This is a genomic window from Microbacterium sp. CIAB417 (genome assembly GCF_022788845.1).
This window is the reverse complement of the sequence record NZ_JAHZUT010000005.1, coordinates 1-14,672: the sequence shown is the minus strand read 5'-3', so window position 1 is coordinate 14,672 and position 14,672 is coordinate 1. Positions and strand designations below refer to the sequence as shown.

Here is a 14,672-nt window from a genome sequence, read left to right as displayed (position 1 = left end):
GTCAGATTTCGCGACCCCAGCACCCAGCGACCCTGGCGCCCAGGGAGACCGTGCGGGATCAGGCGGCGGACTCGTCCCGCGTGCACGAGAACGTCGCGCGGTAGGCGGTCGGCGTCGTCCCCAGCACGCGCGCGAAGTTCTGCCGCAGCACGGCCGCCGATCCGAACCCGCACTCCGCGGCGATGCGGTCCAGACCGAGATCGGTGCGCTCCAGCATCCGCTGCGCCTGGATGACCCGCTGCCGCGCCAGCCAGGCCGCGGGCGTCGCACCGTGCTCGGCCTTGAATCGGCGCGCGAAGGTCCGCGGGGACATGTGCGCGCGCTGCGCGAGCTGCTCGACGGAGAGCTCCTCGCGCAGGTTCTCCATCGCCCAATCCGTGACGAGGGCGAGGGAATCGCTCTGCACGAGAGGCAGCGGACGGTCGATGAACTGCGCCTGGCCGCCGTCGCGCTGGGGCGGCACGACCATGCGCCGGGCGACGCGGTTCGTCAGCTCGGCACCGATCTCCTGGCGGAGCAGGTGCAGGCAGGCGTCGAGTCCGGCGGCGGTCCCCGCGCTCGTGATGATCCTCCCGTCCTGCACGAACAGCACATCCGGGTCGACGTCGATCCGCGGATACATCTCGGCCATCACGTCGGCGTACATCCAGTGCGTCGTTGCGCGCCTGCCGTCCAGGATCCCGGATGCCGCGAGGATGAACGACCCGCTGCACACGCTCAGCACCCACGCACCGCGGTCATGCGCGGCACGGACGGCGTCGAGGATGAGCGGGTCCACGTCGCCCCAGCGGTCTCGCGGCAGCGGGCAGACGACGACGAGATCCGCCTCGTAGGCGAAGGAGAGGTCGTCCTCCACGTTGACCGAGAAGCCGAGTTTGGACATCACCGCCCCGGGCCGCGGCGCGACGACGCGGAAGTCGAAGTTCGGCACGCCGTCGTCCGACCGGTCCAGCCCGAACGCCTCGCAGGCCACGCCGAACTCGAACGGCGCGAACCCGTCCTGGATGATGCAGGCCACGGTCTTCATGGGGTTCCTCTGCGGATGCCGCGTTGGCAGTTTTCACGCGGATCATGTCCATTCTGCCACTCGTGACGCTAAACGCGCGAGCGTAGCGTTTCTGCCATGTTCCTCGTCATCGTTCTCGTGGCCCTGTCCGTCTGGGGCATCGTGTGGTCGGTGATCGACGTGCGCCGCGACGGATACGGTCAGCGCCCCACGGACTGGTCGCGCGTCGCCGGACGCGACGACGCGATCCAGCGGGCCGAATCCTCCGTCGCCTATCGCTGATTCGCCCGGCACGGCTAGGCTCTGCGGCATGAGCGACCCCCAGCAGCCTCAGGTCCCGCCGTACGCGAGCTCACCCCAGCCGTATCCGTCGCAGCCGGTGCCGCCGGCCGGTCAGCCGGGCTACGGGACCCAGCCGGCCCAGCCGCAGGGCTACGTCCTGAACGGCCACACGCCGCAGGCGGGCCACCCGGCACCGGACTATTCGGCACCGGGAGCACCCGGCTATCCCGCACCGCGCCCGAGCGCCGGCAATGCGCCCGCGCGCATCGGACTCATCATGGGTCTCATCGCGGTCGGCGGGGAGCTGCTGTTCAACGTGATCAGCCGAATCCTGCTGTTCTCGTCCGACTATCGCATCGTCGACATGCTGTACATGGTGGGCACTCCGCTCGCGCTGATCGCCGCCGTCCTCGCGCTCACCTTCGGGATCGTCGGTCTGCGCCGCCCGGGCGCCCCGCACGGCATGGCCGGTATCGCCACCGGCATCGGGCTCGCGGTGACCTGCGGCATCGTGGTGAACTTCTTCATCAACGTGCTCACGCCGCTGGTGTACGACCTTTTCTGATTCCCGCCGCTCAGCGCCACCAGCGCCGACGCCGGCGCCGCACGGGCACCGGCGTCGGTTCGGGTTCCGGCTCCGGCTCCGGCTCCGGCGGCACCGCCGCATGGTCCCCGGACGCCCACCGCAGCAGCAGCGCGTCAGGGTTGCCGTCGAGTACGAGCGCGCGCGTCAGCAGCGTCAGCGGGATCGACAGGATCGCACCCAGCGGGCCGATCACGAAGGTCCAGAAGATCACCGAGAAGAAGCTCAGCGTCAGGCTGAGATCCACCGCGTCGCTGACGAACTTTGGCTGCACGAGCACCTGCAGGACCACGTTGACGACGCTGTAGACCACGATGACGCCGAGCAGCAGCGGCCAGTCGCCCACGAAGAAGGCGAGGATCGCCGGCGGGATGACGCCGAGCACGAAGCCGATGTTCGGGATGAAGTTCGTCACGAACGCCAGCACCGCCCACACCACGGCCCCGGGCACGTTCATCGCCCACAGCGCGAGTCCGTCGATGACCGCGACGATCGCGCCGAACGACGCGTTGACGATGTAGTACCGGCGGATGCCCGCGTTCAGATGCGCGATCCGCGCGATCACCGGGGCGTGCGTGGCCCCGAAGACCACGCTGGCCTGACGGTACCGCGCGGCGTCGATAGCCATGAAGATGATGTACGCGAAAACGAAGAACAGCGCCGTGGCCACCGCGAGCACGGTGCCGCCGATGCTGGACGCGACGCTGAGCAGCGTGGCAGGGTCCAGGGCGGATGCCGCCGCATCCGCCGCCTCCGGACCGAGGCCCAGCGACTCGAGCCAGGCGACGGTCTCGTCGAGACGGTCGGCGAGGCCGCCGTCGGTCGCGAGGTCGACGACGAGGCGGGCGAACTGGGTGCCGGCGAACCAGAGCAGCAGGCCCATCACGCCGAGCACGATGTACGCCACCGCGATGACCGCCGTGGAACCCGCCCACCGCGGCCAGCCGCGCCGTTCCAGAGGCCGGCGCAGCGGCTCGCAGATGACGACGATGACGATCGCCAGCGCGATGGGCCCGACGATCTCGCGCGCGAACGACAGCCCCGCGATGACGACGACGGCGGCCGCGAGCGCGAGCAGCACACGCAGGCTCGGAGAGAGGAGGCGGTCGGACGACGGCGCGGGGCTGGTCACCCGGCCAGAGTACCCGGGCCCGCACCCGCCGCGGCGAGAACCCGCTCGTACACGGCGATCATGGCGGCGGTGCGGGAGGACTGGCGGAACGCCTCGGCGACCTCGGCATCCGGCACCGGAGCCGTCCCCGCAGCGATGTCGGATGCCGCGATCCGCAGCGTCCGCGCGAGGGCCGCGACGCGCTCGGGCTCGGCCGCGTCGGATGCCGGCACCAGCCACTGCCCGCCGCGCAGTTCGGCGCCGATGTCCGGATCGCTCACGATCGTCGGAGTGCCGAGCGCCGCCGCCTCGAACGGCGTCATGCCCTGCGTCTCGAACCCGATCGAGGTCTGCACGACGGCGTCGGCCGCCGCGATCCGCGCGAGGGTCTCGGTGTACGGCAGCCGTCCAGCGAAACGCACGCCGTCGTGCCCTGCGGCGATGCGCTCCGCCGCGCGCATCTGTGCGCCGCCGCCGATCACCTCGATGTCGGCATCCACGCCCGAGGCCACCACCGCTTCAAGGAAGGGCAGCAGCCGCTTCTCCGGACTCATCCGCCCGAGCCACACGAAGCGCGGCCGGCCCGGTTCCCGCTCGGAGCGGGCGGCGAGCACGGTGTCGAGGACCTCGTCGTCGATGCCGTTCCAGACGACGTCGACCGTCTCGAACACGCCGTTCTCCTCGAGACGTCGAGCGAAGTGCCCCGAGGGAGCGGTCACCGCGCCGGACTCCTGGGCGATCCCGCGCAGATACGCCCACCCGTCCGAACCAGGCACCCGCTCGCCGATCCCGCGCATCGCGACGCGGCGCCACGCGTTCAGCACCGCCAGCACCGGGCGATGCAGGGGCGTCACCGCCGCGAGGCCGACGTCGACGCGGTTGTGCATGGTGTGCACGACCGGGATGCCATGGCGGTGCGCGAAGCGGTGGCCGATGAACGCCCCCCAGAAGTCCGCCTGGACGTGCACGAGGTCCACCGGCGGGAGCATCGCGAACGCGCGATCCAGATACCGATCCACTCGGGCACCCGGCCACGTCATCGAATACTCCCGATCGAGCGTGATCGGGACCGAAGGGGTGTCCAGGAGCGACGGGTCGCCGCCGAAGACGGCCCTGGCGTGCATCCGCGGAGCGACGACCGTGACCGCGTGTCCTGCGCGTTCCAGGAACCGCTTCTGCAGCCGCATCGACACCTGCGCACCGCCGAGGGACGCCAGGTGCTGATCCCCGAACAGGACGATGTGCATGGGCCTACTCGGGCAGGGGCTCGTCGCGGTACAGCGCCTCGAACGTGTCGAGCGTCCGGTTGATGTCGTGCACGAGCACGCCGTCCAGCGACGCGCGCTGCATGCGCTCGTACTCGACAGGATCCGCGGTGAGCACGTCGGTGAGGCGCGCGGCGAGCGCGTCGGCGTCACCGGGCTCGAACAGGTACCCGTTCTCCCCGTGGTGGACCAGGTGCGGCAGCGCTACGGCATCCGCGGCGACGACGGGCAGTGCCGAGGCCATCGCCTCCATGGTCGCGATCGACTGCAGTTCGGCGATCGAGGCGATCACGAACAGGCTGGCGCGCGAGAGCAGGGCACGCAGCTCGGCGTCGGTGGTCCGGCCGTGGAACGTCACGCGCTCGCCCAGGCCCAGCTGCGCCGCGAGCTGCTCGAGGCTCTTGCGCTGGTCCCCGCCGCCGACGATGTCGAAGTGCACGTCCAGCGCCGGATCGAGCTTCGTCATGGCCTGCAGCACGACCTCGATCTGCTTCTCGGCCGTGAGGCGCCCGACGAAGATGATGCGGTTCTTCTCCCGCGGGCCGACGACCGGCGTGTACTGCGTGCGGTCGATGCCGCAGCTGACCGGGATGACCTCCTTCAGATCGATCGTGTTCTCGAGGAAGTCCGCCGCCCGGCGCGTGGGTGTGGTGACCGCGCGGGCGAGCTTCAGCGTGCTCTCGGCATCCTTCCACGCCAGGCGGATGATCGGCTTGTTGATCGCATCCGGAAGCGTCGTGTGATCGAGGATGTTCTCGGCCATGACGTGGTTCGTGGCGATCACGGGGATGCCGCGCCGGCGCGCGATGCGCGCGAGACCGCGACCGATCACGATGTGCGACTGGATGTGCACGACGTCGGGACGGACCTCGTCGAGGACCTTTCTGGCGTAGTGCTTGGCGCGCCACGGCCACACGAATCGCAGCCAGTCGTGGGGCAGCCAGCGCACCGACGGCAACCGGTGCAGCATCATCGGCTCGCCCTCGACGACCTCGATGCGCGGTTCGGTGCGCCGGTACGCCTGGTTGGGGGCGACGACGTGCACGTCGTGCCCGCGCTGGACGAGTCCGGCCGCGAGACGCTCGGCGAAGCGGGCGGCGCCGTTGATGTCGGGAGCGAAGGTGTCGCACCCGATCAGGACCTTCATCGGGGCTCGATCGGCGGGGATGCTCGACGGATCGATCGGATCGTCGGGTTCAGTCACGGACATGCTGCCTTACGGTCGGGCGGCCAGGAATAGGGGCCTGTGGGCGCACGTCACTCTACCGGAGGGCCCTGGGCCGTCCCGGGAGGCGGTGCCCTTCGACATTCATGAAGGCAGGTGACTATGTAGTAGCATCATCATCATGACCACGCTCCTCCTCGACCGCCTGCTGCAGATCGCCGACCTGTTCCAGAAGGACATGGCCCGCGCCTTCGACGGCAGCGGTCTCACCCCGGCCCGCGTCCACCTGCTGTGGGTGCTCGTGCACGAGGGCCCGTCGACCCAGCAGGCGCTCGCCCGGGCCTGCGACGTGAGCGCGCGGAACATCACCGGCCTCGTCGACGGGCTCGAGCACTCCGGTCATGTCCGCCGGACGCCGCATCCCACCGACCGCAGAGCCGTCCTCGTCGAACTGACCGAACAGGCCGACGAGATGATGCGCCGGATGCAGCGCGAGCACGTCGAGCTGAACGACACTCTCCTGGCCGCGATCGCGCCGGAGGACAGGGAGGCCGTCGATCGAGGCCTGACCGGGGTCGCCGAGCGGCTGTCCGCGCTCCTCGCCGAAGCGGAGGCCGCGCACGAGAGAACCTCCGGAGTCCGATCATGACGATCGACGTCGCTCCGGCCCCCTCGCGCGGAAGGCGGGCGCTCTCGATGCTCGCGCGCGCTCTGCACGCCGAGCTGCGGGTGTACTCCAGCATCGGTCGCGCGATCGCGCGGCGTCCGGCCGTCGAGCCGGGCGGAACGGGCGTCGGGTACCACCGCCCCGTCCTGACGGTGCTCGTCATGTTCATCGTGCTCTCGGCGATCGAGATCCCGATCCTCGACCTGATCGTGCATCCCTGGCCGGTCGTGCGCATCGCGGTGCTGGTCCTGGGCATCTGGGGACTGACCTGGATGCTGGGACTCCTGTGCGCCATGCTGCTGCGCCCGCATGCGGTCGGACCGAGCGGCATCCGGGTGCGCAACGGGCTGGAGGTCGACGTGGCGATCCCGTGGAGCGCGATCGCCTCGGTCGCGATCGCGCGGCGGGTGGACGAGCCGAAGACCCCGCGCGTCACGGAGGGCCCGTCCGGCCGCGAGTACGCGGAGCGCATGCAGAACGAAACGAACATCCTCATCGAGCTCGAGCGTCCGACCACGGTGCGCCTTCCTGGCATCGCGCCGCGCGGCGGTGAGCACGACGTCGTCGAGGTCCGCCTGTGGGCTGATGACCCGCGCGCCTTCCTCGACGCGGCCCGGCCGTTCCTCGTGGACGGCTGACGAGCGGCCTTCTCACTCCAGCCCGCGCTCGGCGAGCCAGGCGTTCCGTTCCCGTGCGGGTGCTCGCACGAGCCAGGCGTCGCAGACGAGTTCCTCGAGCCGATCCGCCTCGACCGCGTCGAGTCGCAGCAGCAGTGCCGGATATCCGTCGAAGTGCGGGATGGTGAACAGGACATCCGGCTCCGCCGCCAGCAGCGCCTCCTTCTCCTGCAGGTCGGCGACCCGCAATCCGAGCACGACGCCGTCGGGCCACGAGCGATCGAGTTCCGCCAGCGCACGCAAGTCGGACTGCGTGGGCCCGCGCACCCACACGATGGCGCCGCTGCGCACGCGCCATTCCGGCTCGCCGGTGTGCCCGCCGATGCGTTCCAGGACGCCGGGAAGCGACGTCGCGATGCGCCGCACATCCGTCACGGTCGCCATGGCGCCCATGGTTCTCCGTCGCCGCATCCACCGCAATCCCGGGTTGTGCGACACCTTTCGGCAATTGCGGCAGAACCTTCCTGGCACGATTGCCGAGAAGTGGCGCAGAACCCGTGCAGGACGACGCCGGCACGGCGCGAAGTCGCCTAGCGTGGAGACATGCGCCTTTCAGCATCCGCCGATCCAGACCTGTGGATCCCCGTGACCGAATCGCTCGGCTGGAAGGGCCGTCGGCATCGCAAGGCCGCACTGCGGATGCTGCTGGGGCAGGCGAACCAGGCCGTCGGCGCCGCGGAGCGCCCTGGCTCGCGGGTCGGTGCGTGGCTGATGAGCCAGGCCGCGCCGTTCGCGATGCGCAAGGCGGACGGACGGGTGCTCGCCTGGACGTGGAAGGCCGATCCCGAACTCGTCGTCGCCCTCGCGACGACCCAGGAGCTCACCCCGCAGGTGCGCACCGCCCGGGCGATGATGCCGATGGAGTACGACGACACCGAGTCGTTCCCGACCGCACTGGGCGTCGGCGAGAAGCTCGTGATGCCGATCCCGCCGCAGCCCGGGACACCGCCCTTCGCGACGTACACATGGGACACCGGAAGTCATCTCGTGACGTTGAACGTGCTGTGCAGCGACCGGGAGCGGTTCGGAACGCTGCTTCCGGCGCTGGACGACCTCGCCCGCAGCATCCGCATCTCCGACGACCTGACGACCGGCGAGTCCGGCGATGTCCTGCGCCTCCCGCCCGCCTGATACGCCGGTCAGTTCAGTGCGGACGTGAGCCGGAACACGCCGTCCAGGAAGGTCGAGGTCGCCGGCTCGCGTCGCCACTCCTCGAGCGTCAGTTCGCGTCCGGCATCCCGGTAGGCCTGCTCGACCTCGCGCATCTGCGCGACGAACGATGCCCCTCGGACCAGCATCGAGATCTCCATGTTCAGGGTGAACGAGCGGATGTCCATGTTGCTCGAGCCGATCACCGCGATGTCGTCGTCGATCGAGAAGTGCTTCGAGTGCAGGATGAACGGCGCCGGGTACAGGAAGATCCGCACTCCCGCCTCGAGCAGCGCCTCGTAGTACGACCGCTGCGCGTGATACACCATGCCCTGGTCCCCGAGCTCCGACACGAACAGCTGAACCTCGAGGCCGCGCTGCCGGGCGGTGGTGATGGCGTAGACCATGGCCTCGTCCGGAACGAAGTACGGACTCGTGAGGATGACGCGCTCGGTCGCGCCGTGGATGAGCGAGAGGAACAGCCGAAGGTTGTTCTCGGTCTCGTAGCCGGGTCCGCTGGGCACGAGCTGGCAGACCAGGGCATCGGCACCCTCGTCTGCCGGGACCTCGGATGCCGGGACGATCTCGTCCAGCTGCTCTCCGGTCTCGATCAGCCAGTCGGAGAGGAAGACCGCGTCGATCTCGGTGACGGCCGGACCCGACACCCGGGCCACGAGCTCCTGCCATTTCAGGCCGCGGCTGATGTTCTTCGGCGAGTTGTAGGTGCGATCGATGAGATTCTGCGACCCCACGAAGGCGACGCGACCGTCCACCACGACGATCTTGCGGTGATTGCGCAGGTCGGGGCGCTGATACCGGCCCTTCAGCGGCTGCACGGGCAGCATCCACGACCACAGCACTCCGATGCGGTCGAGTTCGGCGAAGGTCCGGTCGGCGTTCGCGACCTTCCGCGAGGCGATGTGGTCGGCGAGCAGTCGCACGGCGACACCGCGGGCGACGGCGTTCTCCATGGCCGTGAAGAAGACCTCGGTGGTCTCGTCCCAGCTGACGATGTAGAACTCGACGTGCACGTAGGACTCGGCTTCGTCGATCGCGGCGGCCATGGCCGCGATGGATGCCTCGTAGTCGTCGATCAGCTCGGCGGTGTTGCCCCCGACGGCCGGGAAGCTGGTGAGGCGCTCGTTCTGGGCGGTGACGCGGGTGAACCAGGTCGGCCAGTCCGACGTGTCGACGGCGAAGTCGCCCGCGGCCACCCGATCGCGGATGATGCCGTCGATGCGCGCCTGCTCCGCGCGCCGCTTCCTGGGCAGCTTGACGTTGCCGATCAGCAGGAACAGCACGAGCCCGACGATCGGCAGGAGGAAGATCAACAGAAGCCAGGCCATCGCGGCGGTGGGCTTGCGGCCGCGCGGGATGACGATGAGCGCGGTGATGTTGATCGCGAGCACCACGAGAGCGCTGGCCACCCATCCCAGGTTGGCGAGAAGAAGCGAGTTCACGTGTGCAGTCTCCCGCATTCCGCGGCACAGCCGGTAGATTCGCGCATGTGACCTCGACGACCTCGGCCTCGCGCCGCCCCGCCTGGCTGCTGCCGAGCCTCGCCGGGTATCGTCGCGCGTGGCTCCGCGCGGACCTCGTCGGCGGTCTCTCCGCCGGAGCCGTCGTCATTCCGCAGGCGATGGCGTACGCGACGATCGCGAACCTGCCCGTGCAGGTCGGCCTGTACACCTGCATCGTCCCGATGCTCGTGTACGCCCTGCTCGGCGGAAGCCGGGCGATGAGCGTCTCGACGACGTCGACGATCGCGACGCTGACGGCCACGACGCTGGTCACCGCCGGTGTCGCGGCGAGCGCAGACGATCCGGACGCCGCGCTCGGGTCGCTGGTGACGCTGACGCTGCTGGTCGGGATCATCCTCGTGCTGGCCCGGGTGCTCCGGCTCGGCTCCCTCGTCGAGAACATCTCGGGCGCCACCGTGCTGGGGCTCAAGATCGGTGTCGGTGCGACCGTCGCCGTCGGGCAGCTGCCGAAGCTGCTGGGCGAGACGGAGAACGTGTCGGGACATGGCTTCCTCCGCTCGCTCCTCGCGGTCGGCCAGGCCCTCGAGAGCGCGAACGGCGCCACCATCGCGCTGTCGGTCGGCTCGATCCTCGTCCTGGTCCTGTTGCAGAGGTTCGCGCCGCGCGTCCCCGCCACGCTCATCGTCGTCGCGGCCGGAATCCTGCTGACCGCGTTCACGGGCGTGGCGAACGCGGGAGTCGCTCTCATCGACCCTGTTCCCTCGGGCTTCCCCGTCCCCCGCCTTCCGGACCTCTCCCAGGTGGTGGACCTGGTCCCGGGAGCGCTCGCGATCGCCGTGATGGCGTTCCTGGAATCCGCTGCCGTGGCGCGCGGCATCCGGAAGGCGACGGACCCCCAGGTCGACAGCAACCAGGAGCTCTTCGCGACCGGAGCGGCCAACGTCGTCGGCTCGTTCTTCACGACCATGCCGGCCGCGGGAGGATTCTCGCAGAGCGCAGTGAATCAGAATGCCGGCGCCAAGACGCAGGTCTCGACGATCGTCACGGTCGCGCTCGCGATCCTGGTCGCGCTCTTCCTCGGTCCCGTCCTGAGTCTTCTGCCCCAAGCGACGCTGGCAGCCATGGTGTTCGTCGCCGTCGCAGGACTCATCAATGTCCCGGAACTGGTCCGCTGGGCTCGGGTGAGCCCGCAGGATTTCTGGATCGCGCTGGTCGTGGCACTGATCGGATTGTCCGCGGGCCTGCTTCCGGCGGTCGCGGTCGGCGTCGTGGTGACCCTGATCATCGTGCTCCGCGAGATCAACATCCCCAAGCTCGACGTCATCGGTCGCCGCGGGAGCGCACTGGGCATCCACCTCGGACGCGGCCTCTACACTGCGAACGCCCTCGAGAACGAGCGCGCGATCATCGCGCTGGCCACGGCGCAGGGGGATCCTGTGTCGGCCGTCGTGCTGGACGTCGAGCGGCTGGAGATCGTCACGGTCACGGTGCTGGATGCGCTCGAGGATCTCGACCGCGAACTGGCGCAACTGGGCATCGTGCTGCACCTCGCGCGGCTGCCTGAGCGCGCCGCCGCGGTCGCTCGGCGCCTGCCCTGGTACGCGGGCCTCGAAGCCACCGGCCGCGCCCACGACTCGGTCGAGGAGGCGCTGGCCTCGGCCTCCGCCTGAGACGACGGGGGCGACGGATGCCGAGTGACACCCGTCGCCCCGTCGCTCCCGCCAGTCAGTCGCGCGCCATCGCCGCCGCGAGATGCGCCTCGAGATCGACGTAGGTGTCGTCCGCGATGTCGAACACGACCTTCGCGATCTCGCCGCCGGTGAAGTCGAACCCATAGCCGTACAGCGATGAGACGGGGTCGGCGCTGTCGCGGCCGATCGTCAGCCCTTCACCGCACAGCGAGAAGTGTCCGAGCACCGTGCGGATCTGCTTCTCGTCGACCTGCTCCTCGTCGATGTACAGCTTCACCGGACCCGTCGGCTCGCGATAGTCGCCCATGCCCTCCTTGACGAACTCGACGCCGATGATGTGCCGGCCCGAGGTCGGAGCAGGTGCCGAGACCCGGTCCTCCGGAGGGATGCCGAGGAAGTTGTACACGTAGTGCACCTGACCGTCCTTGACGACGAGCGCGTGACCGCCGAAGCGGGAGCCGTGGGCGAAGATGACACCCTCGGTCTCGGGTGTGAACTCGATCTCGGCTGCGATCTTGTACGAACCGCCGTGGACGTTCGCCGCCGATCGCTCCGGGATCTCGGTCGTCCCGGGATAGTAGACGAAGCGTCCCGAAGGCGGCGCCGGCTGATGGAATTCCATCTGGATGAAAGTCTCGTAGTCCTTGGGACTGCCGATGATCTGCAGGTCGTTCAGCGGCAGGACCTTGTTGGCTTTCGCCTCCGCCATCCACAGCGCCTTCAGCTCGTCGACTCTCTCCGGGTGTTCGGCGGCGAGATCGCGGGATTCGGACCGATCGACATCGGTGTGGAACAGTTGCCACACGTCCGAGTCGAATCCGCTCATGCCGCTCGTCGGACCGTGCTCGGCCACGGCTTTCCAGCCGTTGTGCCAGATCCCGCGGCTGCCGAGCATCTCGTAGTACTGCGTCGTCTTCGCCGTGGGCCCGTCCGGGGCCGCGTCGAACGAGTACACCATCGACACGCCGGACAAGGGTGTCTGCTCGACCCCGTCGTAGACGTCGGGAAAGGTCACCCCGCATGCCTCGAGGATCGTCGGGACGATGTCGGTCGAGTGGTGATACTGGTGCCGGATCTCGCCTTTGGCCGTGAATCCCGCGGGCCAGTGGATGACGAGCGGATCGCACACCCCGCCCTGATAGGTGTAACGCTTGAACATCTTGTAGGGCGTCGAGAATGCCGCAGCCCAGCCGGTCGGGTAGTGCCCGTAGGTGTCGGCGGTGCCGAGCCTGTCGACCAGACGAAGGTTCTCCTCGAGGCTGTCCGGATACCCGCCGAAGACCTTGCCCTCGTTGACGGATCCGTTCGGACTGCCTTCGGCGGATGCGCCGTTGTCGGCGCAGTAGATGATCAGCGTGTTGTCGAGCTGGCCCGACTCCTCCAGGTAGTCGACGATACGGCCGACCTGCGCATCCGTGTACTCGCTGAAGCCCGCGTACACCTCGGCCATACGACAGAACATCGCCTTCTGCTCGTCCGAGAGCGTGTCCCACGGCAGCACGGCGTCAGCCTGTGTGTAAGTGCCGTCCGACATCGGGTTGAGTGCGGTGAGCTCCGTGCCTTCGGGGAGGATGCCCTTCTCGATCATGCGCGCGAGCACCCATTCGCGGTAGGCCTCGTAGCCGTCGTCGAAGGCCCCCTTGTACCGATCGATGTACTCCTGCGGCGCATGGTGCGGAGCATGGTTGGCGCCGGGGCAGAACCACAGGTACCAGGGCTTGTCCGGTTCGGTCTGCTTGACATCGCGGATCATCTTCAGCGCCTGGTCGGCGAGATCCTTCGACAGGTGGTAGCCGTCCTCGGGCAGATAGGGCTGATCGATGTAGTGGTTGTCCACGGCGAGAGACGGATACCAGTTGTTGGTCTCGCCACCGATGAAGCCGTAGAACCGGTCATAGCCCTGCGCGAGCGGCCAGTTCTTCTTGCTCGCGCCGGCCGTCCACTCGTCGATGGGGACGTTGTGGTTCTTGCCGACCCAGAACGTCGACCAGCCGGCGTCCCGCAGGACGTTGGCCATGGTCGCGTTCGACGGCGGGATGTGCGAGTTGTATCCGGGGAAGCCGGTCGAGGACTCCGAGATGGTCGCGAAGCCGTTGAGATGGTGGTTCCGACCGGTCAAGAACGTGGAGCGCGTCGGCGAGCACAGCGCGGTGGTGTGCCACTGCGTATAGGTCAAGCCGTTCTCGGCGAGGCGGTCCATGGTCGGCATGTTGATCCGCCCGCCGTAGGGCGACCAGGCCGCCATGCCCGTGTCGTCGTACAGCACGACCAGCACGTTCGGCGCGCCCTCGGGCGGCTTGCTCGGCAGGAACGCATCCCAGTCCGCAACCGAATCACGGACATCGAGTTCGATCTTCCCCTGGAATTCTCGCGGCATTGCACACTCCTCCTTTTCGGGCCGCGCACGGCCCTTGGTCCCCCTTGGGAGTGACATTAGGGCTCACCGCCCGGGAATGGTAGGGATCGTCACGGATCGGTTCTCCCGCTAGTCTGTGCGCGTCCGATGCTCCCAGGCCCAAGGAGAGACATGCCCGGCATTCTGCCCTCGTGGCGCGACACCGCGACGCGCACCGCGATCACCGACTTCGTGGCCGCCGTGACCGACGAATCCGGTCCCGACCACGTCGTCCCCGAGGATCGCGTCGCGGTCTTCGACAACGACGGGACCCTGTGGACCGAGAAGCCGATGATCACCCAGCTGCACTATCTGCTCGGCCAGTGGAAGAAGGCTGCGGAGGCGGATCCGTCTCTCGCCGACAAGCAGCCGTACCAGGCCGCGGTGTCCGGGGACCTGGCGTGGCTCGCGGAAGCAGTGGACAAGCACTATGCGGGGGACGACGCCGACCTGGGCGTGCTCATCGCGGCCGTCGCGGGCAGCTCGGCGGGACTCAGCGTCGAGGAGTACGCCGCATCGGTCGAGGAGTTCTTCCGCGACGCCCGCCATCTCACGCTCGGCACGCCGTATGCGCTCACGGTCTACCAGCCGATGGTGGAACTCGTCCGGTACCTCGAGGAGAACGGCTTCACGACGTACATCGTCTCCGGCGGCGAGCGCGACTTCATGCGCCCGATGACGGTCGCGAACTACGGCATCCCCGCCGAGCGGGTCGTCGGGACGGGACTCGGGCTCGCCTACGACGAGGAGGCGAACGTGATCCGCTACGCCCCGAAGCTCGCCTACTTCGACGATGGGCCGGAGAAGCCGGTGCGCATCTGGATGAGGACCGGCCGGCGGCCGATCCTCGCCGCGGGGAACTCGAACGGCGATCTGCCGATGCTGCGGTTCGCGCAGGGGAGCCCCCGGAGCCTGGCGCTGCTCGTGCACCACGACGACGACACGGAACGCGGCGACGCCCCCTACGACAAGGGCGCCGAGCAGGCGCTGGCCGCCGAGGGGCTGACGGTCATCAGCGTGCGCGACGACTGGTCCCAGGTGTTCCCCGCTCCCCCCGCATCCCCCGCTCGTTGAACGAGCGAAGCGAGTCGAAACGCGGTCTCACCGACGAGCCTCAGCATTCAGTCCGTTTCGACTCGGTCGGCTGCGCCGTCCTCGCTCAACGAACGAGAAGATGTCACCCCGCTCGTCCAGCGCACC

The 14,672-nt window shown here is 68.9% G+C and carries 14 protein-coding genes; 7 read left to right on the top strand and 7 right to left on the bottom strand.

What is annotated here, in order from left to right; all coding sequences use genetic code 11:
• Positions 1 to 58 precede the first annotated feature (58 nt).
• Positions 59 to 1,027: a GlxA family transcriptional regulator gene (locus tag KYX17_RS20915; protein ID WP_243229254.1), complete on the bottom strand. Its 969-nt coding sequence runs from the start codon at positions 1,025 to 1,027 to the stop codon at positions 59 to 61.
• 96 nt (positions 1,028 to 1,123) lie between these two features.
• Here KYX17_RS20915 and KYX17_RS20910 point away from each other — a divergent pair, with 96 nt between their 5' ends.
• Complete coding sequence (locus tag KYX17_RS20910) at positions 1,124 to 1,288, top strand: hypothetical protein (protein ID WP_243229253.1); 165 nt, start codon at positions 1,124 to 1,126, stop codon at positions 1,286 to 1,288.
• A 28-nt stretch (positions 1,289 to 1,316) separates the two neighbouring features.
• Complete coding sequence (locus KYX17_RS20905; RefSeq protein ID WP_243229251.1) at positions 1,317 to 1,853, top strand: hypothetical protein; 537 nt, start codon at positions 1,317 to 1,319, stop codon at positions 1,851 to 1,853.
• A gap of 10 nt (positions 1,854 to 1,863) precedes the next feature.
• Here the strand turns inward: KYX17_RS20905 and KYX17_RS20900 are convergent, their stop codons facing one another.
• Genes KYX17_RS20900 through KYX17_RS20890 form a run of 3 tightly spaced genes read right to left on the bottom strand, consistent with a single transcriptional unit; the run spans position 1,864 to position 5,457 of the window.
• Positions 1,864 to 3,003 (bottom strand): AI-2E family transporter, encoded by a 1,140-nt coding sequence (locus tag KYX17_RS20900; RefSeq protein ID WP_243229249.1) that lies wholly within the window; start codon positions 3,001 to 3,003, stop codon positions 1,864 to 1,866.
• A complete protein-coding gene (locus tag KYX17_RS20895; protein WP_243229246.1) occupies positions 3,000 to 4,229 on the bottom strand; it encodes a glycosyltransferase family 4 protein in 1,230 nt (409 codons plus the stop codon). The genes KYX17_RS20900 and KYX17_RS20895 overlap by 4 nt, the downstream gene beginning before the upstream one ends.
• A gap of 4 nt (positions 4,230 to 4,233) precedes the next feature.
• Complete coding sequence (locus tag KYX17_RS20890) at positions 4,234 to 5,457, bottom strand: glycosyltransferase (protein ID WP_243229244.1); 1,224 nt, start codon at positions 5,455 to 5,457, stop codon at positions 4,234 to 4,236.
• A gap of 136 nt (positions 5,458 to 5,593) precedes the next feature.
• Between KYX17_RS20890 and KYX17_RS20885 the strand changes: the two genes are divergently transcribed.
• The gene (locus tag KYX17_RS20885) at positions 5,594 to 6,061 is read left to right on the top strand and encodes a MarR family winged helix-turn-helix transcriptional regulator (protein WP_243229243.1); all 468 of its coding nucleotides are present in this window, start codon (positions 5,594 to 5,596) and stop codon (positions 6,059 to 6,061) included.
• On the top strand, positions 6,058 to 6,717 hold the full coding sequence (locus KYX17_RS20880) for a hypothetical protein (protein WP_243229241.1): 660 nt from the start codon (positions 6,058 to 6,060) through the stop codon (positions 6,715 to 6,717). Before KYX17_RS20885 ends, KYX17_RS20880 begins: the two co-directional genes overlap by 4 nt.
• Positions 6,718 to 6,729: 12 nt before the next feature.
• On the opposite strand, the gene KYX17_RS20875 is transcribed toward KYX17_RS20880, so the two are convergent.
• A complete protein-coding gene (locus KYX17_RS20875; protein ID WP_243229240.1) occupies positions 6,730 to 7,140 on the bottom strand; it encodes an MmcQ/YjbR family DNA-binding protein in 411 nt (136 codons plus the stop codon).
• A 159-nt stretch (positions 7,141 to 7,299) separates the two neighbouring features.
• Between KYX17_RS20875 and KYX17_RS20870 the strand changes: the two genes are divergently transcribed.
• Complete coding sequence (locus KYX17_RS20870; RefSeq protein ID WP_243229238.1) at positions 7,300 to 7,887, top strand: hypothetical protein; 588 nt, start codon at positions 7,300 to 7,302, stop codon at positions 7,885 to 7,887.
• An 8-nt stretch (positions 7,888 to 7,895) separates the two neighbouring features.
• Here KYX17_RS20870 and cls read toward each other — a convergent pair whose 3' ends face one another.
• Complete coding sequence (gene cls / locus KYX17_RS20865) at positions 7,896 to 9,365, bottom strand: cardiolipin synthase (RefSeq protein ID WP_243229236.1); 1,470 nt, start codon at positions 9,363 to 9,365, stop codon at positions 7,896 to 7,898.
• Positions 9,366 to 9,412: 47 nt separating this feature from the next.
• Between cls and KYX17_RS20860 the strand changes: the two genes are divergently transcribed.
• The gene (locus KYX17_RS20860) at positions 9,413 to 11,056 is read left to right on the top strand and encodes a SulP family inorganic anion transporter (protein ID WP_243229235.1); all 1,644 of its coding nucleotides are present in this window, start codon (positions 9,413 to 9,415) and stop codon (positions 11,054 to 11,056) included.
• A 55-nt stretch (positions 11,057 to 11,111) separates the two neighbouring features.
• On the opposite strand, the gene KYX17_RS20855 is transcribed toward KYX17_RS20860, so the two are convergent.
• Entirely contained in the window at positions 11,112 to 13,454 is a 2,343-nt protein-coding gene (locus KYX17_RS20855) for an arylsulfatase (protein WP_243229234.1), read from the bottom strand.
• 150 nt (positions 13,455 to 13,604) lie between these two features.
• On the opposite strand from KYX17_RS20855, the gene KYX17_RS20850 reads away from it, so the two are divergent.
• Complete coding sequence (locus KYX17_RS20850; protein ID WP_243229233.1) at positions 13,605 to 14,546, top strand: HAD family phosphatase; 942 nt, start codon at positions 13,605 to 13,607, stop codon at positions 14,544 to 14,546.
• Positions 14,547 to 14,672 lie beyond the last annotated feature (126 nt).

Bases quoted from the DNA above. Each gene is read 5' to 3' on its own strand.
- KYX17_RS20915 (WP_243229254.1), bottom strand. From the start codon at position 1,027: ATGAAGACCGTGGCCTGCATCATCCAGGACGGGTTCGCGCCGTTCGAG.
- KYX17_RS20910 (WP_243229253.1), top strand. From the start codon at position 1,124: ATGTTCCTCGTCATCGTTCTCGTGGCCCTGTCCGTCTGGGGCATCGTG.
- KYX17_RS20905 (WP_243229251.1), top strand. From the start codon at position 1,317: ATGAGCGACCCCCAGCAGCCTCAGGTCCCGCCGTACGCGAGCTCACCC.
- KYX17_RS20895 (WP_243229246.1), bottom strand. From the start codon at position 4,229: ATGCACATCGTCCTGTTCGGGGATCAGCACCTGGCGTCCCTCGGCGGT.
- KYX17_RS20890 (WP_243229244.1), bottom strand. From the start codon at position 5,457: ATGTCCGTGACTGAACCCGACGATCCGATCGATCCGTCGAGCATCCCC.
- KYX17_RS20885 (WP_243229243.1), top strand. From the start codon at position 5,594: ATGACCACGCTCCTCCTCGACCGCCTGCTGCAGATCGCCGACCTGTTC.
- KYX17_RS20880 (WP_243229241.1), top strand. From the start codon at position 6,058: ATGACGATCGACGTCGCTCCGGCCCCCTCGCGCGGAAGGCGGGCGCTC.
- KYX17_RS20875 (WP_243229240.1), bottom strand. From the start codon at position 7,140: ATGGCGACCGTGACGGATGTGCGGCGCATCGCGACGTCGCTTCCCGGC.
- KYX17_RS20870 (WP_243229238.1), top strand. From the start codon at position 7,300: ATGCGCCTTTCAGCATCCGCCGATCCAGACCTGTGGATCCCCGTGACC.
- KYX17_RS20855 (WP_243229234.1), bottom strand. From the start codon at position 13,454: ATGCCGCGAGAATTCCAGGGGAAGATCGAACTCGATGTCCGTGATTCG.
- KYX17_RS20850 (WP_243229233.1), top strand. From the start codon at position 13,605: ATGCCCGGCATTCTGCCCTCGTGGCGCGACACCGCGACGCGCACCGCG.